Annotated in this window: 24 protein-coding genes; 10 read left to right on the top strand and 14 right to left on the bottom strand. The window is 59.0% G+C overall.

What is annotated here, in order from left to right:
* Positions 1–42: 42 nt before the first annotated feature.
* A complete protein-coding gene (locus tag COL8621_RS12385; RefSeq protein WP_093967656.1) occupies positions 43–1,272 on the bottom strand; it encodes a branched-chain amino acid ABC transporter substrate-binding protein in 1,230 nt (409 codons plus the stop codon).
* A 230-nt stretch (positions 1,273–1,502) separates the two neighbouring features.
* On the opposite strand from COL8621_RS12385, the gene COL8621_RS12380 reads away from it, so the two are divergent.
* From COL8621_RS12380 to COL8621_RS12350, 7 genes are all read left to right on the top strand, one after another.
* The gene (locus COL8621_RS12380) at positions 1,503–1,973 is read left to right on the top strand and encodes a MaoC family dehydratase (protein ID WP_093967655.1); all 471 of its coding nucleotides are present in this window, start codon (positions 1,503–1,505) and stop codon (positions 1,971–1,973) included.
* A gap of 31 nt (positions 1,974–2,004) precedes the next feature.
* Positions 2,005–3,207, top strand: a complete 1,203-nt coding sequence (locus tag COL8621_RS12375; RefSeq protein ID WP_093967654.1) for an acetyl-CoA C-acyltransferase — start codon at positions 2,005–2,007, stop codon at positions 3,205–3,207.
* Positions 3,208–3,233: 26 nt separating this feature from the next.
* Entirely contained in the window at positions 3,234–4,469 is a 1,236-nt protein-coding gene (locus tag COL8621_RS12370) for an acyl-CoA dehydrogenase family protein (protein ID WP_093967653.1), read from the top strand.
* A gap of 3 nt (positions 4,470–4,472) precedes the next feature.
* Positions 4,473–5,135, top strand: a complete 663-nt coding sequence (locus COL8621_RS12365; RefSeq protein ID WP_093967652.1) for a histidine phosphatase family protein — start codon at positions 4,473–4,475, stop codon at positions 5,133–5,135.
* A 12-nt stretch (positions 5,136–5,147) separates the two neighbouring features.
* The gene (locus COL8621_RS12360) at positions 5,148–6,179 is read left to right on the top strand and encodes a phosphotransferase family protein (RefSeq protein WP_093968558.1); all 1,032 of its coding nucleotides are present in this window, start codon (positions 5,148–5,150) and stop codon (positions 6,177–6,179) included.
* A 65-nt stretch (positions 6,180–6,244) separates the two neighbouring features.
* On the top strand, positions 6,245–7,060 hold the full coding sequence (locus COL8621_RS12355) for an IclR family transcriptional regulator (protein ID WP_306345724.1): 816 nt from the start codon (positions 6,245–6,247) through the stop codon (positions 7,058–7,060).
* Positions 7,057–7,461: a PaaI family thioesterase gene (locus COL8621_RS12350; RefSeq protein WP_093967651.1), complete on the top strand. Its 405-nt coding sequence runs from the start codon at positions 7,057–7,059 to the stop codon at positions 7,459–7,461. Before COL8621_RS12355 ends, COL8621_RS12350 begins: the two co-directional genes overlap by 4 nt.
* A gap of 82 nt (positions 7,462–7,543) precedes the next feature.
* Here COL8621_RS12350 and COL8621_RS12345 read toward each other — a convergent pair whose 3' ends face one another.
* The 4 genes from COL8621_RS12345 to COL8621_RS12330 all read right to left on the bottom strand — a co-directional run bounded on the left by COL8621_RS12345 (position 7,544) and on the right by COL8621_RS12330 (position 13,269).
* The gene (locus COL8621_RS12345; RefSeq protein WP_093967650.1) at positions 7,544–8,728 is read right to left on the bottom strand and encodes a leucine-rich repeat domain-containing protein; all 1,185 of its coding nucleotides are present in this window, start codon (positions 8,726–8,728) and stop codon (positions 7,544–7,546) included.
* Between the two features lie 196 nt (positions 8,729–8,924).
* Positions 8,925–9,983: an acyl-CoA dehydrogenase family protein gene (locus COL8621_RS12340; RefSeq protein ID WP_093967649.1), complete on the bottom strand. Its 1,059-nt coding sequence runs from the start codon at positions 9,981–9,983 to the stop codon at positions 8,925–8,927.
* Positions 9,984–11,171 carry an acyl-CoA dehydrogenase family protein gene (locus COL8621_RS12335; RefSeq protein ID WP_093967648.1) on the bottom strand — a complete coding sequence of 396 codons (1,188 nt, stop codon included), beginning with the start codon at positions 11,169–11,171 and terminating at the stop codon, positions 9,984–9,986.
* Position 11,172: 1 nt separating this feature from the next.
* Positions 11,173–13,269, bottom strand: a complete 2,097-nt coding sequence (locus COL8621_RS12330) for a 3-hydroxyacyl-CoA dehydrogenase NAD-binding domain-containing protein (RefSeq protein ID WP_093967647.1) — start codon at positions 13,267–13,269, stop codon at positions 11,173–11,175.
* Positions 13,270–13,669: 400 nt separating this feature from the next.
* On the opposite strand from COL8621_RS12330, the gene COL8621_RS12325 reads away from it, so the two are divergent.
* Positions 13,670–14,425: an SDR family NAD(P)-dependent oxidoreductase gene (locus COL8621_RS12325; protein ID WP_093968556.1), complete on the top strand. Its 756-nt coding sequence runs from the start codon at positions 13,670–13,672 to the stop codon at positions 14,423–14,425.
* On the opposite strand, the gene COL8621_RS12320 is transcribed toward COL8621_RS12325, so the two are convergent.
* Genes COL8621_RS12320 through COL8621_RS12310 form a run of 3 tightly spaced genes read right to left on the bottom strand, consistent with a single transcriptional unit; the run spans position 14,422 to position 17,993 of the window.
* Positions 14,422–15,501, bottom strand: coding sequence for a DUF1513 domain-containing protein (locus tag COL8621_RS12320; protein ID WP_093967646.1), 1,080 nt, complete (start codon positions 15,499–15,501; stop codon positions 14,422–14,424). The two genes, COL8621_RS12325 and COL8621_RS12320, sit on opposite strands and share 4 nt — an antisense overlap.
* The gene (locus COL8621_RS12315; RefSeq protein WP_093967645.1) at positions 15,502–16,518 is read right to left on the bottom strand and encodes an imelysin family protein; all 1,017 of its coding nucleotides are present in this window, start codon (positions 16,516–16,518) and stop codon (positions 15,502–15,504) included.
* Positions 16,518–17,993 (bottom strand): di-heme oxidoreductase family protein, encoded by a 1,476-nt coding sequence (locus COL8621_RS12310; RefSeq protein ID WP_207652092.1) that lies wholly within the window; start codon positions 17,991–17,993, stop codon positions 16,518–16,520. Before COL8621_RS12310 ends, COL8621_RS12315 begins: the two co-directional genes overlap by 1 nt.
* 134 nt (positions 17,994–18,127) lie before the next feature.
* On the opposite strand from COL8621_RS12310, the gene COL8621_RS12305 reads away from it, so the two are divergent.
* On the top strand, positions 18,128–18,559 hold the full coding sequence (locus COL8621_RS12305) for a hypothetical protein (RefSeq protein ID WP_093967643.1): 432 nt from the start codon (positions 18,128–18,130) through the stop codon (positions 18,557–18,559).
* 124 nt (positions 18,560–18,683) lie between these two features.
* Positions 18,684–19,154, top strand: coding sequence for a Dps family protein (locus COL8621_RS12300; protein ID WP_093967642.1), 471 nt, complete (start codon positions 18,684–18,686; stop codon positions 19,152–19,154).
* Here COL8621_RS12300 and COL8621_RS12295 read toward each other — a convergent pair whose 3' ends face one another.
* The 6 genes from COL8621_RS12295 to COL8621_RS12275 form a co-directional block, all read right to left on the bottom strand.
* Positions 19,155–19,397 (bottom strand): DUF1289 domain-containing protein, encoded by a 243-nt coding sequence (locus COL8621_RS12295; RefSeq protein ID WP_093967641.1) that lies wholly within the window; start codon positions 19,395–19,397, stop codon positions 19,155–19,157.
* Positions 19,398–19,466: 69 nt separating this feature from the next.
* Complete coding sequence (locus tag COL8621_RS12290) at positions 19,467–20,729, bottom strand: imelysin family protein (RefSeq protein ID WP_093967640.1); 1,263 nt, start codon at positions 20,727–20,729, stop codon at positions 19,467–19,469.
* A 15-nt stretch (positions 20,730–20,744) separates the two neighbouring features.
* Positions 20,745–21,224: a hypothetical protein gene (locus COL8621_RS12285; protein ID WP_093967639.1), complete on the bottom strand. Its 480-nt coding sequence runs from the start codon at positions 21,222–21,224 to the stop codon at positions 20,745–20,747.
* Positions 21,221–21,376, bottom strand: coding sequence for a hemin uptake protein HemP (gene hemP, locus COL8621_RS12280; RefSeq protein ID WP_235823924.1), 156 nt, complete (start codon positions 21,374–21,376; stop codon positions 21,221–21,223). Before hemP ends, COL8621_RS12285 begins: the two co-directional genes overlap by 4 nt.
* Before the next feature lie 8 nt (positions 21,377–21,384).
* The gene (locus COL8621_RS19175) at positions 21,385–21,552 is read right to left on the bottom strand and encodes a hypothetical protein (RefSeq protein WP_176438492.1); all 168 of its coding nucleotides are present in this window, start codon (positions 21,550–21,552) and stop codon (positions 21,385–21,387) included.
* Positions 21,553–21,711: 159 nt separating this feature from the next.
* Positions 21,712–24,306 (bottom strand): cation-translocating P-type ATPase, encoded by a 2,595-nt coding sequence (locus COL8621_RS12275; RefSeq protein ID WP_093967637.1) that lies wholly within the window; start codon positions 24,304–24,306, stop codon positions 21,712–21,714.
* Positions 24,307–24,444 lie beyond the last annotated feature (138 nt).

Here is a 24,444-nt window from a genome sequence, read left to right as displayed (position 1 = left end):
AAGGGCGCCGCCCCAGCGACGCCCAGTGGTAGCGGCCAGTTGTTACGGGCGCTCCATCTTGCAGGTGGTTTCGGTTTTGGTGTCTTCGGCTTCGATGCGATCTGCATCGGTTGATGCCCAACCCAGTGACGTGTTTTCCACGTCGCGCTGCACATTGTCGCTGAATACGGACACGAACAACGGTTGCAGGATTTGGTGGTTGTCTGCCCGCATCGTTACAGTGCCGTATGGCCCATCAACTACCATACCCTCCAACGCCATCGCGATGTCCTTGGGATCGGTAGAGCCCGATTTTTCGGCCGCCATGTCCATCATGTCCATCAGCATGTGAATGCGGTGGAAGTAATAGTTGTTGTTGGGGTACTTCGCCTCATAAGCGTCGATAAGTGCGTTCTGTGCGTCGGTGGTTGGCAGGTTCGTGTTGACCTCGCTAACCTGATAGACAGATCCGACAGCCTGTTCGCCCATCGCAACAGCGGCACCAAGTGATCCGCCATAATAGGTCAGGTAAGGCACGTCGCTGCCCGAACTGATGGCCGCCTTGATCAGCAGAACCATATCCTGGCCCCAGTTGCCGGTAATCACGGCATCCGCGTCAGAGCTGATGATTTTTTGGATGTAAGGTGTGAAATCCTTCACCTTGCCCAGCGGGTGCAGTTCGTTGCCCACAATTTCGACATCAGGGGCCTTTTCGGCCAGCATACGTTCAGCCGCAGCGGCGACCGCTTTGCCGAAGGAATAGTCCTGCCCAATCAGATAGACCTTCTTGATGTCTTCGTTTTTGGTCACCCAATCTGTCAGCGCCTCCATTTTCATGTCGGCATCGGAATCGAAACGGAAGTGCCAGAAAGAGCAGCGGTCATTTGTGAATGCGGGATCAACGGCGGCGTAGTTCAGGAACAAGACCTCATCGCCGGGGTTGCGTGTGTTGTGCTTGTTAACAGCATCGATGATCGCCGAAGCCACAGACGACCCGTTCCCCTGAACGATAAAGCGCGCGCCTTGGTCAATGGCTTTTTGCAACTGAACAAGCGACTCCTTTGGGTTCACCTTGTTGTCGAACGGCAGAATTTCGACGGTGTTGCCCGCCATGCCGCCGTTTTCGTTAATTTGATCGGCGGCAAAATTGAACTGCTTTAGTCCCGCATCACCTGTTGGGCCAAATGGGCCGGACAGTGGGTCAATGAAGCCAATCTTGACGGTGTCTGAGAACGCCATGCCCGCACAAAGGCTAATGGCCGCAGCAAGGGCCGCGGATTTAGTGAAATTCATTTTTTCCTCCCATAGCAGGTGCTGCTTTTGCAGCTGTCCTGCACTGAGTGAGCCGTATTGAAAGGCGACTTGTCAAGCATTTCGCGAAACTCTATTCTGCAATGCAGAACATCGGGGCGGGGTTGAGGGAATCTTTTGGCTGATTTTTGCGACAAACTGGAATATCGACGTTATTTTGCGAAATTGCCCGATGATGCGGCCGGAATTGCTGCACCTGCGGGGCGACGTTGATGCCGAAAACCGCCGACATCGCAGAGCTGTCGCGCCTGATTGGGCAAGAGATTGGCGTTTCAGACTGGATTACCGTCGATCAAGCGCGCATCGATTCTTTTGCCCACGCCACCGATGATCATCAGTTCATTCACGTTGATCCCGAAGCCGCCGCGCCGTCCCCCTTCGGTGGCACGATCGCGCATGGGTTTCTGACGCTCTCTCTTTTGTCGGCGATGTCCTATCAGGTGATGCCAGAGGTGCGGGGCGCCGCGATGGGGGTGAACTATGGGCTGAACCGGGTTCGGTTCATCAGCCCGGTGAAATCGGGGGCGCGGATACGCGGGCGGTTTGTCTTGGTCGATGTAAGTGAAACCAAGCCGGGCGAGATCACCTTCAAATTAAACGTCACGGTCGAGATTGAGGGGCAGGAAAAGCCAGCCCTCGTCGCCGAATGGATAAATCGCAGATATTTAGACGGGGCCTCCTGACGGCCCCGCGTTTTTATAAGGGAGGGAAAGCATGCGCGACGCAGTAATCGTTTCAACCGCACGCACGCCAATTGGCAAAGCCTATCGTGGGGCGTTCAACGATACACAGGCGCAGGCCCTTGGCGGGCACGCCATTGCCAACGCGGTGAAACGTGCCGGTCTTGATGGCGGCGAGGTTGAAGATTGCGTCTTTGGTGCGGCCCTTCAGCAGGGGGCGACGGGTGGGAATTTCGCACGCCAAGCCGCGATGCGCGCGGGCCTGCCGACCAGCGTGGCGGGGATGTCGTTGGATCGGCAATGTGCCAGCGGAATGATGGCCATCGCAACAGCCGCCAAACAGGTGATCTGCGACGGAATGGACATTGTGGTTGGGGGTGGCGGGGAAAGCATCTCGTTGGTTCAAAACGACAAGATGAACAGGTTCCGCGCAGTCGATCCGTGGATCAAGTCCAAGATGCCAGAGCTTTACATGAGCATGCTGGAAACCGCTGAAACGGTGGCTGAACGTTATGGCATAAGCCGTGATGTTCAGGACGAATATGCGCTGCAATCCCAGCAACGCACCGCTGCCGCCCAAGCTGCGGGAAAGTTCGACGACGAGATCGTGCCAATGTCCACCGTTATGAAGGTCATGGATAGGGAAACGAAGGAAGTTTCGGACGTTGAAGTGACCCTTGAAAAAGACGAAGGCAACCGCCCTTCGACCACGTTGGAAGGGCTGCAAAGCCTGCAACCTGTGCACAAGGACGGGCTGCATATCGCCCAAGGCAAATTCATCACTGCGGGCAATGCCTCGCAACTGTCTGATGGCGCGTCGGCCAGTGTCGTGATGGAAGCGAAAGAGGCTGAACGCCGCGGCCTTTCGCCCCTTGGCCGTTACGTTGGCATGGCTGTTGCGGGCTGTGACCCAGATGAGATGGGCATTGGCCCTGTGTTCGCGGTGCCAAAGTTGCTGGAAAAGAATGGGCTAACGATGGATGACATCGACCTGTGGGAGCTGAACGAGGCATTCGCCGTTCAGGTTCTATACTGCCGCGATAAGCTGGGCATTCCGGGCGAGTTGTTGAACGTCAACGGTGGGGCGATTTCCGTCGGGCATCCGTATGGCATGTCTGGTGCGCGGATGGTCGGCCATGCTTTGATCGAAGGAAAGCGGCGCGGCGCAAAATACGTGGTTTGCACCATGTGCGTCGGCGGCGGCATGGGGGCAGCAGGCCTTTTCGAAGTTCTATAAGCCGTAAGGCACAAGGGAGAGTGAATATGGATCTTGGCGTTACTGACAAAGTCAGGCCTCTGATCGAACAGGTGCGCAATATGGTCGAGCAGGAGATTGCCCCGCTGGACAAGGAATTCCACGAAGAGATCGGCAAGCACCCGTCGGGCGACCGGTTCAAGCACACCGATCGCCAGCTGGAAATTCTGGATGGGCTAAAGGCGATGGCCAAGTCGCGCGGACTGTGGAATTTTTGGCTGACGGGCAGCGATAAGGGCTATGGGCTTAGCACGGTCGAATACGCCTATCTGGCCGAAGAGATGGGCAAAGTCGGCATCGCGGCAGAGGTGTTCAACTGCGCCGCCCCCGACACCGGCAACATGGAGGTGCTAGAGCGGTACGGCACCCAAGCCCACAAAGACCGCTGGCTTAAACCGCTGCTCGATGGGGATATCCGGTCCGCCTATGTGATGACCGAACCCAATGTCGCGTCGTCCGACGCCGCGCAACTGGCGTTTGAGGCGAAGAAAGACGGCGACCATTACGTGCTGAATGGCGAAAAATGGTGGGCCTCGGGCGCGGGTGATCCGCGTTGTAAGCTGTTCATCGTTATGGTGTGCACTGATCCTGATGCGGCCAAACACGGGCGTCATTCGATGTTCCTGATGCCCTCTGATCTTGAAGGCATCGAAGTGCTGCGCCCGATGCATGTGTTCAACACCGATGACGCGCCGCACGGCCATATGCATATCCGGTTCACCAACGTGCGCGTGCCAGCCGAAGACCTTGTTCTTGGCGAAGGGCGCGGGTTCGAAGTGGCGCAGGGGCGGCTTGGGCCAGGGCGCATTCACCACTGTATGCGTGCCATTGGCCAGGCCGAAAAGGCGCTGGAAATGATGTGCCGCCGCGGCCTTCAGCGCGAAGCGTTCGGTAAAAAGCTGGCCGATCTGGGGGCGAACTATGACATTATCGCCAACGCTCGGATGGAAATCGAAATGGCCCGCCTGTTGTGCCTAAAGGCGGCCTATATGATGGACACCGTTGGCGTGCGCGAGGCGCAGCCGTGGATTTCCAAGATCAAGGTTGTGGCCCCCTTGATGGCTGGCAAGGTGATTGACGACGCGATGCAATTGCATGGTGCTGCCGGGATCAGCCAAGATTTCGATCTTGCCGACATGTACACCAAGGTCCGCACGTTGCGCTTTGCCGATGGCCCTGACGCAGTTCATCGCCGTCAGGTCGCCCGCGCCGAGCTGCGCAAATACACCAACGCGAAGACCTGATTGATGGGGGTTCTTTACGTTATCCGCCATGCGCAAGCCTCGTTCGGGGCGGCGGATTATGATGTTCTGTCCGATCTGGGGCACCGCCAGTCCCGCGCGTTGGGGCAGGCGCTGGCGGTGCAGGGGGTAATGCCCGACGCGGTGTTCATCGGCGCGCAGCGCCGCCACCGCGAAACGCTGGCAGGCATCGCCGATGGCCTTGGCGCACCCGTTCAGCCGCAGGTTCACGCCGGGCTGAACGAGTTCGACTTTAAGGGCCTGCTGGATGCGCGTTTCCGCGATGCGCCCGCACCTGATGGGATGCATTCCGACAGGCGGTCCCATTTTCGCACGCTGCGCGATACCGTCCTGATGTGGCAACGCGACGAGGTGCCGGACCCGCCTGAAACCTGGGCGGCCTTCAGCGACCGCGTTGCCGATGCCAAGGCGGTGATGCAAGGGGCCGGGGAAACGGTGCTTGCCGTCAGTTCAGGCGGGGCAATTTCGCAGATGATCGCCTCGGTCCTGCAAACACCGGCGGATCAGCAGATCGCGCTGCAACTGCAGATGAAGAACTGTGCCGTGAACCGATTTATCAGCACGTCCAACGCAATGTACCTGCACGGTTTCAATGAAACGCCACACATCACCGCCGAAACGGCCGAAGAGTTGCTGACCTACAGCTAAGGGAGGATGCAGATGTCTAACGATGTGGAACAACTGGATCTAAAGGCCGCCTCGCGCTGGATGTCAGAGAACGTGGAGGGGTTCGAAGGGCCGGTAACGGCTGAAAAGTTCGCGGTGGGGCAATCTAACCCGACCTTCCGACTGACCGGGCCGCGCCAATCTTATGTGTTGCGTCGCAAGCCGCCGGGGATTTTGCTGAAATCTGCTCATGCGGTGGAACGCGAATATCGCGTGCAGAAGGCACTGGCGGGCAGCGGGGTGCCCGTGCCGAAGATGTATGCGCTGTGCGAAGATGACAGCGTGATCGGCTCTGCCTTTTATGTGATGGAGGATGTGAAGGGGCGCAATATCAACGACCCCTCCATGCCCGACCTTGCCAAGGATCAGCGCGGCGCAATCATTGATGAAATGGGCCGGGTTCTGGCGGCGATCCATGATGTGGATATCGAGGCGGTGGGCCTGTCCGACTATGGTCCGACTGGGAACTATTATCGCCGTCAAATAGACCGTTGGTCCAAGCAATACCGCGCCTCGGAAACCGAAACGATAACCGCCATGGAAGAGCTGATGTCGTGGCTGGATGCGAACATTCCGCCTGATGACGGCCAGCGGCGGCTGGTTCACGGTGATTACCGCATCGACAACATGCTGTTCGCGACAGATGGCCCGTCGTGCAAAGCGGTGCTGGACTGGGAGCTATCGACCATCGGCCACCCTTATGCCGATCTGGCTGGGGTGATCATGCAATGGCAAATGCCGGTGGGGGCCGACGGGCGCGGGCTTGCCGGGATTGATCGAAATGCACAGGGGCTTCCCAGTGATGATGACTTTGTTGCAACATATTGCGCCCGCCGTGGCCTTGATGGCATCGAAGGTTTTGGCTTTTACGTCGCCTTCTGCTTCTTCCGCATGGCCGCGATTTTGCAGGGCGTGAAGAAGCGCGCGCTGGATGGCAACGCGTCAAACCCAGAGCGCGCACTGAAAGTGGGGGCTTATGTGCCTAGTTTTGCAAAGGGCGGCCTGAAATCCGCCCATAAGACCTGAGTATCACGACGGCCAGCCATGCCTTTGTGTTGCAACACGGCTGCATTGTGTAGAGGAAGAGCCACATGATGGATGAAGAGAACCTATTGGGGGATAGCGGCGTCAGTGGCGACCGCAAGTTCGTAAGTGCGCTGGCGCGTGGGCTGGATGTTCTGCGCTGTTTTCGGCCCTTTGAAACCACCCTGACCAATCAGGAAATTTCGGCGCGCACCGGGCTGCCAAAGCCAACGGTATCGCGGCTGGCCCATACGTTGTGCAAGCTTGACTATCTGGTCTACTCCGAACGCACGGGGACATACCGCCTTGGTTCTGGCGTGTTGGCGCTGGGCTATGGCGTGCTGGCCGGTATGGAAATCGCCGACCGCGCGCATGCTGAAATGAAACGGCTGTGCGAAAGCGGGTCGAACATTCACGTCACGGCTGCTTTGGGCGAACGTCACCGGATGGGGGTGATCTACACCGCAGTGCACCGCGCGCAGGCTGCTGTTTCCTTGACGGTCAATGTGGGGCTGCGTCTGCCTTTGTTCCGTTCTGCGGTCGGGCGGGCGATCCTTGTGTCGATGTCCGAACAAGAACGGGAGCACCTGCTGTATCAAACCGCCCAAGACCGCCCCGCCGAAGCGGGCGCCTCGCGTGCCAGCGTTGAGAAGGCGTTGGAAGAATACGACCGCCTTGGTTATTGCACCGCGTTCGGCGATTGGATGCCCGAGGTGAACGGGATCGCCGTGCCCGTCGTTTCGCTGAACGGCGACCGCGTTTACGGGATGAACATCGGCGGCCCGTCGTTTCTGGTCTCGCCCGAGGTGCTTCAGGGCGAATTCGCCGAGCGCCTGAAAGAGGCTGCTCGGGCGCTTAGCCGTTCAACCGGGGCCGAAAAATGACAGACACCGCGGCCCCGTTGCTGGAAGAGCCCAACCCCTTTATGCGCCACGTCGGGGCCGAGATGGTGGATTGGGGCCCGGATTTCGTACGCTTCGAACTGCCGCTGGCACCGTTCTTGATGAACCGATACGAAATCCCGCACGGCGGTGTTTACGCGTCCCTTCTGGATACGGCGATGGGGTATTCAGGGTGTTACACGGGTGATGCTGATAACAAAAAGCTGGGCATGACCCTGTCAATGAACGTGCAGTTCCTGTCGCAACCCAAGGGCACGAAGCTGATCGCCGAGGGGCGCCGCACCGGCGGCGGCAAACGTACCTTTTTCAGCGAGGCTACAATCACCGACGAAACCGGCGAGATAATCGCGACGGGGACAGGCGTGTTTCGGTATCGGGGCTAGTCCGCTTTGCGGGACGAAGCCGACTTTCGCTTAGGACTGCCAAATGGCTGCTTTTGGAGTGCGGTATAGAATTGCTACCCGCTCAGTCTCTGGCAATAACAAACGCACGAATATCATCCTGCCCTATGATGATTTCACGTCCATCTCCTGGCAGGAGCTGGAGAAGGCTTCTCATGTTGAGCAGAGGCGACAAGTCGACTTCGGGCAGGTCAGGCGCACGCAAAATCCGGACCTCATTGAACCGAGGCAAAATCGATAAGTCCAGTGGCTGCTGGGGCAGCGAAAGGCCCCGTAAGTTCACTAGGTCTGAGAGCGGCGAGATATCCGTGACCGCTGTGTCCTTAAAACGAAGCTCCCTCAGATTTACGAGGCCTGAAAGTGCGGAGACATCAGTGATCTGAGTTTCGTTTATGGTAAGTTGGCGCAGCCCTGTCGCGCCCGAAAACGCCGATATGTCTTGGACATCTGTATTCTGTAGTTCGACCTCAACCAGCGCAGGCTTTTCTGAAAGTGCTGATATGTCAGTGATAGGGTTGTCCGCGGCAAAGAGATTTTCCAATGCATTCGCACCTTCGAGCCCGTTCAAAGACCTGACCTGAGCCCCCTTCATGTAGAGGGTATGCAGGTTGGTCATACTCTGCAGGCCATCGAGGCCGGAAACAGCTGTGAAAGAGATGTCGAGGAACTCAATTTTATCCAATCCCCTTAGCGGAGTGAGATCAGTTAACGGAGTGTAAAAGAGCTGCAGATTTCGAAGCTCGCGCAGGTTTTGCAAGGTATGGATATCTTCCACACCGGTATTTGCTAGAACCAATGCTTCAAGATTGACCAGCCGCGCGACAGGTGCGTCTTGAAGCCAGTCATTGCCCCGCAAATTAAGCACCCTTAGAGCCGTTAGGTCCGCGACTGGATCAAGCGAAGTTTCTTCAATGCCCCAAAGTGTCAGTCTGTCAAGGTTCTGCAATTCAAGAAGAGGCGTCAGATCCGGAACGTGTAGATCATTAAGGCTGAGCCGTTCCAGGGCAGAAAGGGTCGCCAAGGGCGCAATGCTCACGGGTTCATTGAACTGAAGGTCCGCCGAGATTACAAGAGAGGTCAGCGCAGATAATCCACTCACCTGAGTAAGGTCTGTGATTTCATCACCCAGCGAAACTCGTAGTTCTGTTGTATTGCGGCTGACGCACTCGCTCCCGATCTGGATGCAATCCTGCGCAAATGCCGATTCAGCGAGTAACAAAGACGAAAGAACAATAGCAAACTTAAACATAGAAAACTCCTGGATCCATGCAGCTTGGAGTCGAGTTATCGTCGCCAAAGCGTGCTCGCAAGCTGGAAACTAATCCGCTTCATTTCGCACCTCAAGAACAGCGGGCCTATCCCAGAGCAGACCTTCGAACAGCTTGCAGCATTGCTCAACAAGGGCTCGAAGCGGACCAACAAACTCGGCCCGCTTCCTTTTCCCCTTAGGCCGCCCCCAGACGCATCACCCGTTCCAGATGGAAATCGGTGTCACCCAGTTGATGGTCCAGCATGACCAGCCGTTTGGTGTAGTGTGATCCAGGGTATTCCCATGTCATGCCGATGCCGCCGTGCATTTGGGTGCTTTCCTCGGCCACCAGTTTCGCGGCGCGACCGATCAGGTTTTTGGCCATGGACACCGCGCGGGCGCGGTCGGGTTGTTCCAGACGGCTGGCCGCGAAGATGGTGATGGATCGGGCCTGTTCAATCTCGATCGCCAGATCGGCGCAGCGGTGTTGCAGCGCCTGAAACGAGCCGATGTTGCGCCCGAACTGTTTTCGCTGGCGCAGATAGTCCAGCAGCATGGCGTTGGTCACGTCCATCAGGCCCACAGCCTCGGCACAGAGGGCAAGCGCGCCGGCGTCCAGCGCATCCTCCAGTGCCGCCTTGGCGTCTTGCAGGATCAGGCGGGCAGGGGTGGCATCCAGCATCACCTCGGCCGCGCCGCCGCCGTCGATCAGGCCATAGCCGGTGATCTGGGCATCAGCGGCCTGAACCGCGTATAGCGACAGGTCATCGCCATTGCGCGCGGCGACCAGCAGCACATCGGCCACGTTGCCGCCGTAGACACAGCTTTTACGCCCGCTTAGCGTTTCGCCGGTTGCGGTGGTGGCGATATGGTCCAGCTCATACGGGGCTTCGATTTCACCAATCGCCACGGCATAGCGGGCAGAGCCGTCAAGCAGGGCCTCTTGATCCTCGCCCGCGGCGGCCAGTAGGCGGCTGGCCATCAGGGTGCCCAGCATCGGTTCGGGGCACATGGCACGGCCCAAGGCTTCGAACACTACGGTGATGTCGAAACCCGCGCCGCCAAAGCCGCCCACGTTTTCAGGGGCCAGCGCGCCCAGCACGCCAAGTTCGGCCAGTTCCGCCCATTTCGTGGCATCGTGGAACGGCGCGTCATAGGCGACCTTGATGCGATGCTCTGCCGGGTATTGCTCTGCCAGATAGCGGTTCAGGGTATCGGACAGCATTTGCCGGTCTTCGGTCAGGGAAAAATCCATTTACAGCTCCAGCACCGCTTTGGTCATGATGTTCCGCTGAATCTCGTTCGAGCCACCGAAGATGGAGAGTTTGCGGTTGTTGAAATAGCTTGCCGCCTCGTTCGCGTGATTGGCGGGGGCAAGGGCCATATTCCCTTCCAGCATTTCGCTGGGGAAGGGCGCGGCAGCGGGGCCAAGCGCGCGGCGCGCCAGATCGTTCAGCGCCTGCCGGATCACCGTGCCCTTGATTTTCAGCATCGAGGTTTCTGGCCCCGGCGCACCCTGTTTTTGCGCCTGATACAGCATCCGAAGGTTGGTGATTTTCATCGCTTCCAGATCAACCTCTACCTCGGCGATGCGGGCGGCGAAGTGGGGGTTTTCGATCAGCGGCCTGCCGTTGCGGATCACCTTTCGGGCCAGCGCCTTTACCTCCTCCAGGGCCTGCATCGAAAAGCCGACATTGGCGATGTTGGTGCGTTCGTGGGTCAGCAGGTATTTGGCGATGGTCCAGCCTTGGTTTTCTTCACCCACCAGGTTTTCGGCAGGGACGCGCACGTCGGTAAAGAACACCTCGTTCACCTCATGCCCGCCTTCGATCAGCTTGATCGGGCGCATTTCGATGCCGGGTGTTTCCAGATCCACAAGGATAAAGCTGATGCCTTCTTGCGGTTTGCCGTCGGCCTTGGTGCGGACAAGGCAGAAAATCTTGTTGGCGTGCTGGCCAAGGGTCGTCCAAGTCTTTTGGCCGTTGATGATGTAATCATCGCCATCCCGCACCGCGCGGGTTTTCAGGCTGGCAAGGTCAGACCCGGCACCGGGTTCGGAATATCCCTGACACCACCAATCTTCGCCCGACAGGATGCGCGGCAGAACCTCTGCCTTTTGCTGGTCGTTGCCGAATGCCTGAATGACGGGGCCAAGCATATTCACGCCAAAGGGCACGATGCGCGGGGCATAGGCGCGGCAGCATTCCTCTTCGAAAATGTGGCGCTGTACCGGGGTCCAGCCGGGCCCGCCGAATTCCTTGGGCCATGTGGTCGCAAGCCAGCCTTTTTTGGACAGAATGGCGTGCCATTCCTCGATCAATTCTTTAGAGGACTCGCCGCCCTTGCGCACCGCGTCTGAAATGTGAGCGGGAAGTTCGGTTTGAAGGAACGCGCGCACTTCGTCACGAAAGGCGATTTCCTTATCGGAAAAGCTTAGGTCCATGTTATTTCCCTTCGTTCAGCTGGGCAAAGGTGCTGCCATCGGCGGCCATGCGGCGCAGAAGGTCGGGCACCTGCCAGTAATGGCTGTCTTCCTTGGCATAGGCTTCGATGCGCTTGATCAGCTCTGCCGCGCCGATTGTGTCGGCATAGGCAAGCGGGCCACCGCGAAAACGGGGGAAGCCATAGCCAAACAGGAAGACAGCATCCACATCCACGGGGCGCAGCGCGATGCCGTCATCGACGACGCGCGCGGCTTCGGAAATCATCGCGGTCATGTAACGGTCCACGATTTCCTGATCGGTGAAATCGCGCGGGGTGACGCCCGCCTTGGCGCGTTCCGAGGCGATGATATTCGCGACCTCGGGGTTTGGGTGTGCATCGCCTTCGTCATAGACGTAATAACCGCGCCCGGTCTTGCGCCCGAACCAGCCGTTTTCGCAAATGCGGTCGCCAATTTCGATCACCCGTTCAGCGGCGGGGCGCAGGGGGGCAAGCCGTTTACGTTCGGCCCAGCCAATGTCCAACCCGGCAAGGTCACTGACGCGGAACGGGCCCATGGCAAATCCGAACCCTTCCAGCGCATCGTCGATCTGTTCCGGCGTCGCGCCGTCCATCACCATATAGTTCGTCACACGCAGGTAATGGGACAGGATGCGGTTGCCGATGAACCCATCGCAAACACCCGCCCGCACACCGACCTTTTTCATGCGTTTGGCAAGGGCAAAGCCGGTTGCCACAACTTCGGGCGCGGTTTTGTCGGCGACAACGATTTCCAACAGACGCATCACATGCGCGGGCGAAAAGAAGTGCAGCCCCAGCACATCTTGCGGGCGCTTGGTGCAGGCCGCGATTTCGTTGATGTTCAGGTAAGAGGTGTTGGAGGCGAGGATCGTCCCATCCTTCACGATACCATCCAGCTTGGTGAAGATTTCTTTCTTCACCTCCATGTTTTCAAACACGGCTTCGATCACCAGATCGGCATCGGCCAAATCCGTCATATCCGTAGAGGCGCCGAGGCGCGCAACGGTTTCCGCATGTTTCGCTTCGGCAAGCTTGCCGCGCTTTACCGCGCCTTCTAGGTTCTTGCGAACAGTGCCGGTGCCGCGTTCAAGCGCCTCTGCCGCGACCTCAATCATCGTAACGTCGAACCCGGCCAGCAGGGCAGAGGTCGTGATGCCCGACCCCATCGTGCCGCCGCCGATCACGCCGATCTTTTGCACGGGGCGCGGGGTGGCCTTGGCTTCGGGCACTTTGGCGACCGCGCGTTCGGCGAAGAACGCATGGATCAGCCCGGCGCGTTGGGGGCTGTCGTGGCATTGGATGTAAAGGTGACGTTCTGTCGCCAAGCCTTCGTCGATGGGGGTGACGCTGGCGGCGACGGCCTCCACACATTTCACCGGGGAAAAGAGGTGCGGGGTTTTCTTGGCGATCTTGGCCTTCGCGGCCTCAAGCGCGGCGTCGTTGGGTTCAACGGCAATCTCATCCGTCCGGCGGGTTTTCAGATTACCTGCAACCACGGCCTTCGCAGACGCCAGCGCAACATCACGCGGGTCACCGTCTTTCAACTGGTCAATCAGGCCGTGTTCAAGCGCCTCGGCGGCGGGTAGGTGACGGCCGGTGGTGATCATATCCAACGCGAACGGTATACCGACCAGACGTGGCGCGCGCTGCGTGCCGCCCGCGCCGGGAAGGATGCCCAACAGAACCTCGGGCAGGCCGACGCGCAACCCGGTTAGCCCGATCCGCGCATGGCTGGCCATTGCCAGTTCCAACCCGCCGCCCAATGCGGTGCCATGCAGAACCGCAACAACGGGTTTCCCGCAGCGTTCAATCGTGTTGCACACATCCGGAAGCGAGGGCGCCAACGGAGGTTTGCCGAATTCGCGAATATCCGCGCCCGCAACAAAGGTGCGGCCTGCGCCATAAAGCCCGATGGCCTTGATGCTGTCGTCCCCGGCCAGCGCGTTGATGGCATCCTCTATCCCTTGGCGCACATCACGCCCGGCGGCGTTCACGGGCGGGTTGTCGATGCGAATAAGGGCTACATCGCCCGCGCGCTCAATTTCGATGACGCTGTTTACGCGGGTGGTGCTTGGCATTGTCGTCTCTCCCTCGGGTTCTTGCGCGGAACCTTTCGTCCCCCTGTTTCGCGGCGACGGTAGCTAACAGGAAAGTGGCGGTCAACATGTGAAACGTAATTCTGCATTGTGAAACCTGACGGGGTGTTTCGCCACCCATATGTCACGAGCCGCAGCGCTTTTCGGCCTGTAACTGGGAAGAATTGGCGACACGAGGCAAACAGCAGTTGCCTGTTAAGGTCTAGAAAGCGAATGCCGTTGGTCGTGTTTCGCGTTCGGCCAAGCTTTGCAATCTTGGAAGTTGCGCTTTGCTGGTCATTCGGTTTTGCTGTGCGAAATATCATTTTACAATATTGACAGGTTGCGAATGCCATTGCAGACCCGTGTGGCGGATAATCATCGGGCCGGAGGAGGCGCCTTCATGTTCAATCTGAAAGACAAAGTGGCCATCGTCACGGGGTCCAGCCGCGGCATTGGTCGCGCGATCGCCGAAGACTTTGCCGCCGCTGGCGCGAAGGTCGTGGTCAGCAGCCGAACCGAGGAAGCCTGCGCGCCGGTTGTCGATACCATCGCCAAATCTGGCGGGACGGCGATTAACGTCCCCTGCCATATCGGCAAGAAAGAGCAGCTTCAGGCGTTGGTGGATGAAACGCTAAAGGTGTTCGGGCGCATCGATATTCTGATCTGCAACGCGGCGATTAATCCGACCTATGGCCCGATGTCCGATCTGACGGACGAGGCATTTGACAAGATCATGGGGACGAACGTGCGTTCCACCTTCAACCTGTGCAATCTGGTGCTGCCGGGGATGGCCGAAAATGGTGGTGGCACGGTGGTTATCTTGTCATCCATCGCTGGGCTGCGCGGCAATGCGGTGATCGGCGCTTATGGCATGTCAAAGGCCGCCGAGGCCGCACTAGCACGCAATCTGGCGGTGGAGTGGGGGCCGAAAAACATTCGCGTCAACGCGCTGGCACCGGGGCTTGTGAAAACCGATTTTGCGCGTGCCCTGTGGGAAGACCCCGTGCGGTTGGAACGCGCTGAAAACGCAACGCCCCTGCGCCGCATAGGAGAGCCGCGCGATATTGCCGGCGTGGCGATGTTCCTTGCCTCGGACGCGGCGGCGTATGTGACAGGGCAGACCATCGTGGCCGATGGCGGTGAAACGATCTGTTAGCCTGTGATCCGCACAAGGTGATTGTCCCACTGCGCGTCATGGCGCGTGGTGGCTGTGGGCGATACGCCCGACAGGTGGCTAATGGTGCCGTTCCCCGCTGTGGTGGTGAACCCGGTCGGCCCCGCGCTGACACCGCAGACGTCCTCTTCGGCAATTGTGGCCACATGGGTGTTCGTGGCGCAGTCGAACACCTGTATCAGCCCACCACGGGGCGAGGTGATGGCGACGCGGTCCGCCTCTGACGAAAAGGCTACGCTTCCGGCATAGCCCTGCATCCGCTGGTGCGAGCCCTTGTCAGCTTGCAGCAATACAGGCGCTTGGCTCATGCGGTGCAAGCCAAGCAGCGGTGGGTCGCCTGCGCCGCCTTGCCACTGCATCGCAAACGCCGTCAGCCCATCGTCGCGCACGGCAAGATGGCGGATGGAATTCTTGTGCAGGTTTTCGGGCAGTTCCAGTTGGTCCAGCACATGGCCGTTTAGGTCAGTATAGGTCAGGTTGGGGCGCATGGTTGGAATGTTCAGCTTTGCCCGCCCGGCATCGGGGTGGGTTTCAATGCCGCCATTGGCGATGACCAATGTGTCAGTCCCCGGAAGGCGCGTGATTTCATGCGGACCAACCCCGCCCGAGGCGAATTCGCCCACGCGGGTGTACCCGGCGGTCCGATCCCAAACGCCAATCCGCCCTTCGCCCGCGTCAAAGTCGTTTTCTGTGGTGAACAGCAGCCGACCGTCGGCTGAAAACGCTCCATGGCCATAAAAGTGGCGGCCCTGCGGCGTGCTAAGCGTGGCGATTTCGGTGCCAGAGCGGCAGTCAATCACGATGGCGAACGTACCGGGGCGGCGGGCAAAGGCTACGGCTTCGGGGCGGTGGGGATGTGCGGCGGCGGCATGCCCACGATCCGGCAGCGGAAGGGAAAATACCGCCGCCCCCGTCTGCGAAAGGCCGAAAAGGCGGTAGTCACCCGATGGCATTTTGGCAGCGGCCAAGTGCATCGGGCTGCCCGCATCGGCCCAGCTGGGCGCGGGCGCAAGGCCGGTGGCAAGCATACCGGCAAGGAAATGGCGCCGCGTGGTCATTCAATCACCGTCCAATGCGTTGAACCCTTCGCCAACGCCCAGCAGCGGACTAAGCTGCGCGGCGACTGCGTTTGTGATTTGGTGGATGGATTGTTGCAACGCTTCGATCTGGAAACGCTGCATGGGGTCAGCGACCCCCGCGAAGGTGGGGTCGTCGATCGTTTCTAGCTGATCAAAGGCGCGGTCAAACGCTGCGGTCAGTTCGGTGGTTGCGGTTTCATCGCCGCTGGCCAAACGCAAGGCCAAGTCGCGCAGGGTGACAAGCGATACCTCTACATGCCGCTTAGACCGGGCAGATCGGCGGGCCTCGGCCCGTTTAGGGCGGGGGCGATCGAAAGTGCCAAGGGGCATGCCAAGGCGTGTGTCTGCGGTCACCTGCAAGCCGGTGTTCAGCGCCTTGTACAGTTCTTGCAACGCTTCACTTTCACTGCGGTAGGTATCGTTCCCGTCAACGCCAGGCTGGAGGAGTAGGGCGGCATACCCGCCGTGCCAGTCCGCCTGAATTGCCGCAGAGGTGTCGGCGATGTCGCGCGTCAACGCCGTGATCAACTTGCACAGGTATACGGGGTCGGCGGCTGAGATCGCCGGGTCATACAGCGCGAATTCCAACGCGTAAAACCCGCGCCCCGCGATAGAGACTTCGGCGAATTCGGCAGGGTCATCCACGGCGGCGTCTTCGCTGGCGATCAACCCGGCCAGCGTTTTGGGCGTCGCGCTGCGGGTGTCGGGCCAAAACGACAGCGCGTAGGCGCGGTTTTCCGCTTCAGAAGGGCCAAAGCGCAGGTGGCTGGCAGCGATCCAAGCGTCAAACGCGGTGCCATAAGCCGCACGCAACGGGGCAGAGGTGGGCGCGCAATCCTGCTGGGCGGTCGATGCAAGCGTGGCTGTGGTTTCGGCCAGTGCATCGATGCGCGTCAGCACATGCTCGTTAACCGCATCGGTGATTGTTGCGCGAAAGTCGGCGGCCAGTGTCGCGGTCGGAAGCAGGGCAATGACTGCGGGGAATAGGAAACGCATCACAGGCTCTCCAGAAATTTGATAAGGGCGGCGCGATCATCTTTGGGCATTTGGGTAACCGTGTCACGCGCGGGTTGCGCTTCGCCACCGTGCCACAGGATTGCCTCCAGCAAGGAACGCGCGCGGCCATCATGCAGGAATTGCGTGTGTCCGCTGACGGTTTCGGTCATCCCGATCCCCCAAAGCGGCGGGGTGCGCCATTCTTGCCCGGTGGCGCGATGTTCCGGGCGGTTGTCGGCCAGCCCTTCACCCATGTCATGCAGCAGCAGGTCGGAATAGGGCCAGATCAGCTGAAAGCTTTGTTCGGGTCTGTCGGTCAGCCGGTGGGTCACGAATTTGGGGGTGTGGCAGGCGGTGCAACCTGTTTCGTAAAACACCTGTTTGCCGCGTAAGACCTGCGCATCGTCAATCGCTCGGCGTTCGGGGACGGCCAAGTTGCGGCTGTAAAAGGTCACAAGGTCTAGGCCGGTGTCCTCAATCTCTAACCCATCGGGTGCCTCGCCGTGGGGGGCGTTTTGACATGCATCTTGGGCGTCCGTGCATTCACCCCACCCAGCAGGATAAAGCGAGGATGAAATGCCGATGTCGCCCGCGAAGGCCTGCGCCGATTGATCGCGGATCGTCGCGGCACCCGCCTTTAGGCCGAAACGGCCCAGCATTGGTTGGCCGAACTCTTTGGACATGGCGATGTTGGGGCGGCCCGAAATGCCGTCACCGTTGGCATCATCCGGGTCAGCGCTGGCCAAAATGTCAGCCGCGGGGATCGCCTCGATCAGGCCCAGCCCAATCATTTGCGGTGCGATCCGTGGGCTAAGCATGGCGTCAGGGTGCATTGGGCCATAACCCAGATCGGCCGCGCGATAGGTCGGGCGGCGCAAGGTTGCGGTTTCGCCCTCGGAAAGGGGAACGGTGACCGTTTCATATGTCACATCCAGCCGGTATTCGGCGGCGTGCCCGGCGATGCTGAAATCCTGAAGCTGTTGGCCATAGGTCGGTTCGGGCAGCGTGGCGATATAGCCGTCAATCTCGGCGATGGCATCATCAGGGGTGCCGGGGATCGACACGCGCAAGAACAGCGATGTCGCGCCATCTTCGGTGCCTTCGGGCGTGTGGCCGCGGCCGTCCTTGATGTGGCAGCGCTGGCAAGACCGCGCGTTGAACAGCGGGCCAAGCCCATCAGACGCCAGCGTGGAAGAGGGCGACGACACCCAAAGTTTTTTGAACAACCCGTTGCCGACTTTAAAGTCCAGCTCTTTTTCAAAGCTGATGTTGGCCGAAGGTTGAGAGAACGCATTAGCGTTCTTTCGGGCGCGGACGGTGGCTGCCCCTGCTTGCATGGCCTCAAACTTTTCGGGCGACGAGAAATCCGACGTCGGCGTCGTAACCATCGAAATTCGGGATTGTTCCTGAGCGGTCCTTGGCACCACCGAAAGATGAATGTCCGTCAGGTCATTGGCGCGCAGGACCTGTGGCATGATGACCAAAAGGCCAACGGCTAAGGGGCGGATTCGCATAAGGGTCTTCCAATTTTCGATATTCCTTATAAATATACTCAGGAAAGTACGAGCGCGAGTCTGAATTCGCGATTCTATAGAAAAGGTCCTGCGTCATGGCGCCACTGCTTGAACTGCAAACACCTCTGGTTGAAACGCCCCGCGCGCCGGTGCCGTTCGACGATGAGATGCTTCAGCGGTTGAACAAGCTTCGGCTGTTGGCGATGCGGTGCCGGGCTGCTGCGCATCTGGATATGTTCACGGCTTGCGCGTTGCTCAGCCAGAACAAAGACGAAGCCGCCAGCGCCTTTGCCGAGGCGATGCTGCGCACACTTCAGCAGGGCCTTGGCCGCCCAGCTGTGTTCTATGCCCCCGGAACTAAAGAGGTTTCTTTCGATGAGGCATGGCTTTTGCGCATGATGAGCTGCGTGCGCGATGGCGACCAGGCATCGTTTACTTTCCTGATCAGCAGCGTCCTTGATCAATCTATGCGGCGGTCTGTTGCGTTCTTGGTCCGTGGCTTGGCCGAACGGCTGACACAACTCTGAGTAAAATTCTCAAGTTTAGAATTATTCTAAACTACTTGGCAGCGCAGCTTTTCTGGTTATATTGACCAGCGAAACAGCCAGCCGACGCCAGCCATTTCGCCGTGTAGATGATCGGAGTGATTTCATGAGCCAGACAGCAGCAGACCTTAGCCCAACCGCGCAATCCGAGATTTCCGGCGCGCTTAATCAATGTGTTGCGGAAACCGTTGTAACAACGATGCTTGCGCAAAACTTTCATTGGAACGTGACCGGCATGGCGTTCGGCCCGCTGCACACAATGTTCCAGCAGATTTACGAAGATCACTTCGTTGCGCAAGATGATCTGGCAGAACGTGTAAAAGCCATCGGCGGTCATGCCGAAGGCAAACTTTCCGGAATGATCGAACGTTCAAAAGTGGTTGAGCATGACGGCCACGCCAAGGCGGAAGAAATGGTTCGCCTGTTGGTCGAAGCGCAGCGTCAGGTTGCCGCGACATTGGCCGGCGCCGCAGCGATTGCAGAAAGCCATGGCGACTTGCTGACACAGGATCTGTGTATTGCACGTGGCCAAGTTCATGAAAAATTCGCTTGGCTGCTTGAGTCTCACATCAAGTAATCACGTGACGGGCGGCTTCACGCCTTTCTTGGAGCACTTCCGCGCATAGGCGGGGGCCCAAGCGGTGAATTTGCCCATATTTTCTTGTTGATGCACCAGCATGTCCACAAAGGCTTGCTGGTGTTTCTCTTTCTTCAGGCGTTTGAAGATGGATTTTTGGTCCTTGGTCATCGAACAGGCGATGCAATGGCCGGCGCGTTTGTATTTGCAGACGCTGATGCAGGGGCTGGGAAGTTTGGTCATCGTGTGGTGGTCCTGACTGAAAACGGCGGCGCATCATCGCGCCGCCGTTTCTGGCTGAGGTATGAGGTGTTACTGGAAAACCGCCGTTGGGTTGTCCAAGCTGTCAGAGCCTTCGAACTCAATCTGGTCAAGGCCAAGCACCGCAACCGCGCGTTCGATAGATCGTGTCTGGTCGATCAAACCATTCACGCCGCCCATGACAAGCGCCTCACCGGCTTCGTTGCCGCGCTCTAGCATCTGGTCGTAGGAAAAGCCTGCTTCAGCAGCGGACTTGATTTTGCCAAGGGCAATCACGGTCGTGTCCAGCTTGCCCTTCAGTTCCGCGTCCAGTGCGCCGTCTGCGGCGGCAACCAGATCAGAAACCGACGGGCCGGAAACGACAGTGCCGTCAACGCGGGTGTATTCGCCCAGATAAACGTTGCGCACGCCCAGGCCGTCGTAAAAGTGGCTGTTGTGCGTGTTGTCAGAGAAGCAGTCATGCTCTTCTTCCGGGTCGTTCAGCATCAGGCCAAGGCGCATACGTTCACCCGCTTGTTCGCCGTAAGAAAGGCTGCCCATGCCGGTCAGGATCGCAACGATGCCCGCGCTTTCGTCGGCCAGCAGTTCGGTGCGTGCTGCGCCACCTTCGGCCCACTGAGCGGTGATCCATTCCAGATCAGAAACCAAAAGGTCGCTAGCCGCCTGAAGGTACGCGCCGCGACGGTCACAGTTGCCACCGGTGCACGCTTCGCCTTGGGCATAGTCTGTCCACGAACGGTTGCCTGCGCCGTTGTTGTGGCCGTTCAGATCTTGGCCCCACAGCAGGAATTCAATCGCGTGGTAACCGGTTGCAACGTTGGATTCCACACCGTCAGCTTCGTGCAGGGTTTCTGCCAGCAGGGCGGGGGTGATGGCGGATGCGTCAACTTCGTTCCCGGAAAGGGTGAAAGTTGGGTTCGCAACGACGTTCAGCACCGCAAATTCGTTTTCGTCCGTCGCACCACCGTAAGAGGCGTCAACGTAATCGATCAGACCTTCGTCCAGCGGCCATGCGTTAACTTTGCCTTCCCAGTCGTCAACGATCGCATTGCCAAAACGGAACACTTCGGTCTGCTGGTAAGGAACGCGCGCGGCAAGCCAAGCGGATTTAGCGGCTTGCAGGGCTTCGGCGGAAGGCGCGGATACCAGCGTATCAACGGCTGCCTTCAGGCGCTGCGCGGTTACAAGGCTGTCAGCATAACCTGCTTGGGCGATGTTCGCGTATGTCGCTAGGACGTCGCTCTTTTCTTCGGCTGCGGCCGCCGTTGCCATGACAAGCGTCACGGCGGTCGTTGCTAAGTAGATCGGTTTCATTAAGGGAAGTCCTTTTCAGTGCAGTAATGTCGGTCTTTGTTCGTAAGCCGGTTGAGGCGCCCCAGGCCGGTGCACCATCCGTTTCAGGGCGATCCCGACATCTTCGGCGAGCGCTGTAAGGCTGGGGGCGACATCGGCGCGCACCAATAGTGTGGCGATCAGCATCGCATCCTCGCGCTGGCCATCGGCCGCTGCGGAAATGAAATTGGCAAAGCAGCTTTCATCGGCGCCAAGGCATTTGCAGGTCACCTGATGGCGCACCAGCGGGCGGCGACCGTGACGAACACAAAGATCGCAAAGCTGTTCAAATGCCGCCAAGGCGCGGCGGCCGTGGTCCATGCCCAAGGCAAGCGCAAAATCATCGCTTACCTGCGCCTGTGATACGGCTCCTTCGCACCACAGCCGCAGGTAAAGCACTGCGCCAGCCTCAACGTCTGGCAGCTCGGTCAGCAGGCCAACAGGCGCGCCGCCGCGTTTTGCGTTCGGATGGGTCATTTCGTCAAAATCAGCTTTCCCTGCCGCGTGATGCGAAGGGTGTAGACTTGTTCGCCAAGGACGATCTGTGCTTGGCCGCCACCTTTGGTCAGGGCCTCTGCGTCATACGTTGGATGTGTGGGAACTGTGTTCTGACGGGTTTCTTGTGCCATTGCGTACATCATTGTTCGACCCTTCCGCGCATATCGAAGTGGTTCATGAACCACTCAAAATCAAAACCGTGGCCAAGGCCGGCTTCGGACAGCATTGCTGCCAGTTCAACAGTGTCCGGGCGGTGTTGCGTCCGTTCATTTCGGCGTTCATTTCCAATGTCTTGAGCACGCACCATGGCGGAAGTCCTTTCATCTGGAGATTCGGGCTTCCCCCTCAGTTTCGAGCGGGTGGCTAGAAGTTGGCCTAAACCTGAGTGAAATACTTAGGTTTGTCAATCCGACTTTTTTAATCGGGTATATTTTCTGGGATGAAACGCCTTAGAAAGCCAATGAAATCAGGCCTGAAAGCGGGTGCGTACCATCTTGAAAAGCTCGGGCACAACAATCAGCGGGATCAGAAGAATGAGGATCATTTGCCAATGGGCCCAGCTAAGCGGCCCGGTGTGAAGGACCAGTTGCAGGGGCGCCCAATACACCGCAGCGACATGCGCCCCGACAGATGCAGCCAGCGCAAGGTGAAGCATCGGATTGGAAAACCACCCAATGCGCGTGCAGGGCTGCGTAAGCGAGCGAAAGGCAAATACGCTGGCTTTTTCAGATAGCAGCATGGTGGTGAAGGCGGCAGTTCGCGCGGTGACTTCGCCCTGTGGCAGCACGGTGTAAAACACCCAAAGGCTGGCCAAACCCGTATAGATGCCAAAGCCAACAATGGTGGCCAGCCCCATCCGCCCCAAAATGGGTTCGGATTTGGCGCGGGGTGGGCGTTTGATCTGGTCTGGGGTGGCCTTTTCCAGCCCAAGTGCAACGGCTGTCACGCCGTCGGTCACAAGGTTGATCCACAGGATTTGCGTTGCCAAAAAGATCAGCGGCCCCCCGATCAAAAGATTCGCCGTGATCGCCAGCACCTCGCCCGAGTTCGACGATAGCAAGTAGCGCACGAATTTCTTGATGTTGTCGTACTGGCGACGCCCTTCGCGGATCGCGTTGAAGATGGTGGTGAAGTTGTCATCCAACAGCACCAGATCGGATGCATCGCGGGCAACATCAGTTCCGCGAATGCCCATGGCGACGCCAATGTCGGCTTGTTTCAGGGCGGGCGCGTCGTTCACGCCGTCACCTGTCATCACCACGATGTCCTGTCGGCTTTGCAATGCTTGGACGATGCGCATTTTGTGGGCGGGTTTGGTGCGGGCGAACAGCACATCTTCGGCTAAGGCGCTGGTCAGCTGCTCGTCGCTGAAATCTTCGATGTCGTGGCCGGTAAGGACGCGGCTCACGGGCAAATCCAACTGCTCGGCCACGGCGCGGGCGGTGACGGGGCTGTCGCCAGTGATCATGATGATCCGAATCCCGGCAGAGCGGCAGGCAGCAATCGCCCCCTTCACCTCAACGCGCGGCGGATCAATCAGGCCGACAAAGCCCAGAAATTCCATGTCACCCTCTGACGCGGGCAGGGTGGCATCGGTTTGGGTGTGGCGTGCCATGGCGATCACACGAAGCCCGCGCTTTGCCATCGCCTCGTATGCGTTCAGGATCTCGGCGCTTTGGGTTTCGTCAAGCGAGGTCAGAACACCATTGCGACGAATCCAGTTGGAACATTCCAATATCTGCTCGGGGGCGCCTTTGCTGTGCAGTACAAATTCTGACCCGGATTGGGCCAAAACGCTCATCCGCTTGCGTTCACTGCTAAAGGGTAGTTCGGCAATGGCGCTGTTGGGGGCGGGCAGTGGGGCCCAGCCTTTATAGCCAAGCGTGACAAGCGCGCCCTCTGTCGGTTCCCCGATCATTTCCCACTGGTCGCCTTCGCGGTGCAGGCGGGCGTGGTTACAGATCAACGCCGTTTCCAGAAGGGCACCAAGGGCCGGGTCGTCACCGGCGCGCACGCGCGCCTGACTGTTAGAGATGTGCCCGGTCGGGTCATAGCCGGCACCGGTGGCGGTAAAGCTTCCGTCTGGGGTCCAAATTTCGGCGGCTGTCATTTCATCTTGGGTCAGCGTGCCGGTTTTGTCGGTGCAGATGACCGTGGCCGCGCCCAGTGTTTCAACCGCTTGCAGGCGGCGGGCCAAGGCATGCTGGCGCACCATTGCCGCCGCGCCCAAGGCAAGGGTAACCGTGACCACCGCCGGAAGCCCCTCTGGTACGATCGCCACGGCCAGCGACAGCGCGGTCATCAACATGGCAACGGGGGGCTGACCGGTCATCACGCCCACAAGGCCAACCAAAAGAGCAACCATAAGCGCGGCCATGCCAATCTGTTTTGCCAACAGACCAAGCTGACGCTGTAGGTTCGTTGTTTTGGTGCCGATGCCACCCGTCAGGTCGGCGATTTGCCCAAATTCGGTGGCTTGGCCGGTTGCCGTGACCACACCTTCGGCGCGGCCCGCAACGACCGACGTGCCCATATAGATGACGCTGTCGTCGATGGCCTCTTTATCCACGGGAAAGGATTCACCGGTCAGAACGCTTTCATCGACCTTCAGCTGCACGGCTTCGCTTAGTTTCAGGTCGGCTGGCACGCGGTCTCCGGCCTCTAACAAGACAACGTCGCCGGGGACGATTTCACGCGTATCTATCATCTGTTCGCGCCCATCGCGCAGCACCCGCGCTGCGGTGGACAGCATATTCTGCAACGCTGCCAACGCCGTTTCAGCGCGCCATTCCTGAACGAAACCAAGCACCCCGTTGATCAGGACGACAAGCATGATGCCGATGGCGTCTATGACCTCTCCCAAGGCCAATGCAACGCCGGCGGCACCGATCAGGATTAGGATCAGAAACCCCACGAACTGCCGCGCGAACACCTGCACCGGCGATGCATGACGTGTCTTTTGCAGCGCGTTGGGGCCAACGCGTTCAAGGGTCGTCTTGGCTTCGGCACTGGTTAGGCCTTGTGGCCGGGTCACGGTGAAAGGCGAGTGGTCCATTGGCATGGTGTCTGTCCTGCGCGCGCGTCGTTTCATCCGCAAAATGCGCCCCGCACAGGTTTGGAACCATGACACGGATCAAGGAACCGAAGTGTTGGATGATCTTTAAAAGGGACAAGCTTTTAAACATGCACACACCCAAAG

The sequence above is a fragment of the Actibacterium lipolyticum genome, from assembly GCF_900184935.1.
Taxonomy (GTDB): Bacteria; Pseudomonadota; Alphaproteobacteria; order Rhodobacterales; family Rhodobacteraceae; genus Actibacterium_A; species Actibacterium_A lipolyticum.
Note: the sequence above shows the minus strand (reverse complement) of the source record. Positions and strands in the feature narration are given on the sequence as shown.

Bases quoted from the DNA above. Each gene is read 5' to 3' on its own strand.
- COL8621_RS12385 (WP_093967656.1), bottom strand. From the start codon at position 1,272: ATGAATTTCACTAAATCCGCGGCCCTTGCTGCGGCCATTAGCCTTTGT.
- COL8621_RS12320 (WP_093967646.1), bottom strand. From the start codon at position 15,501: ATGACCACGCGGCGCCATTTCCTTGCCGGTATGCTTGCCACCGGCCTT.
- COL8621_RS12355 (WP_306345724.1), top strand. From the start codon at position 6,245: ATGATGGATGAAGAGAACCTATTGGGGGATAGCGGCGTCAGTGGCGAC.
- COL8621_RS12305 (WP_093967643.1), top strand. From the start codon at position 18,128: ATGGCGCCACTGCTTGAACTGCAAACACCTCTGGTTGAAACGCCCCGC.
- COL8621_RS12275 (WP_093967637.1), bottom strand. From the start codon at position 24,306: ATGCCAATGGACCACTCGCCTTTCACCGTGACCCGGCCACAAGGCCTA.
- COL8621_RS19175 (WP_176438492.1), bottom strand. From the start codon at position 21,552: ATGGTGCGTGCTCAAGACATTGGAAATGAACGCCGAAATGAACGGACG.
- COL8621_RS12315 (WP_093967645.1), bottom strand. From the start codon at position 16,518: ATGCGTTTCCTATTCCCCGCAGTCATTGCCCTGCTTCCGACCGCGACA.
- COL8621_RS12310 (WP_207652092.1), bottom strand. From the start codon at position 17,993: ATGCCACAGGTCCTGCGCGCCAATGACCTGACGGACATTCATCTTTCG.
- COL8621_RS12375 (WP_093967654.1), top strand. From the start codon at position 2,005: ATGCGCGACGCAGTAATCGTTTCAACCGCACGCACGCCAATTGGCAAA.
- COL8621_RS12290 (WP_093967640.1), bottom strand. From the start codon at position 20,729: ATGAAACCGATCTACTTAGCAACGACCGCCGTGACGCTTGTCATGGCA.
- COL8621_RS12300 (WP_093967642.1), top strand. From the start codon at position 18,684: ATGAGCCAGACAGCAGCAGACCTTAGCCCAACCGCGCAATCCGAGATT.
- COL8621_RS12370 (WP_093967653.1), top strand. From the start codon at position 3,234: ATGGATCTTGGCGTTACTGACAAAGTCAGGCCTCTGATCGAACAGGTG.
- COL8621_RS12335 (WP_093967648.1), bottom strand. From the start codon at position 11,171: ATGGACCTAAGCTTTTCCGATAAGGAAATCGCCTTTCGTGACGAAGTG.
- COL8621_RS12365 (WP_093967652.1), top strand. From the start codon at position 4,473: ATGGGGGTTCTTTACGTTATCCGCCATGCGCAAGCCTCGTTCGGGGCG.
- COL8621_RS12285 (WP_093967639.1), bottom strand. From the start codon at position 21,224: ATGACCCATCCGAACGCAAAACGCGGCGGCGCGCCTGTTGGCCTGCTG.
- COL8621_RS12295 (WP_093967641.1), bottom strand. From the start codon at position 19,397: ATGACCAAACTTCCCAGCCCCTGCATCAGCGTCTGCAAATACAAACGC.
- COL8621_RS12350 (WP_093967651.1), top strand. From the start codon at position 7,057: ATGACAGACACCGCGGCCCCGTTGCTGGAAGAGCCCAACCCCTTTATG.
- COL8621_RS12380 (WP_093967655.1), top strand. From the start codon at position 1,503: ATGCCGAAAACCGCCGACATCGCAGAGCTGTCGCGCCTGATTGGGCAA.
- hemP (WP_235823924.1), bottom strand. From the start codon at position 21,376: ATGGCACAAGAAACCCGTCAGAACACAGTTCCCACACATCCAACGTAT.
- COL8621_RS12325 (WP_093968556.1), top strand. From the start codon at position 13,670: ATGTTCAATCTGAAAGACAAAGTGGCCATCGTCACGGGGTCCAGCCGC.
- COL8621_RS12330 (WP_093967647.1), bottom strand. From the start codon at position 13,269: ATGCCAAGCACCACCCGCGTAAACAGCGTCATCGAAATTGAGCGCGCG.
- COL8621_RS12360 (WP_093968558.1), top strand. From the start codon at position 5,148: ATGTCTAACGATGTGGAACAACTGGATCTAAAGGCCGCCTCGCGCTGG.
- COL8621_RS12340 (WP_093967649.1), bottom strand. From the start codon at position 9,983: ATGGATTTTTCCCTGACCGAAGACCGGCAAATGCTGTCCGATACCCTG.
- COL8621_RS12345 (WP_093967650.1), bottom strand. From the start codon at position 8,728: ATGTTTAAGTTTGCTATTGTTCTTTCGTCTTTGTTACTCGCTGAATCG.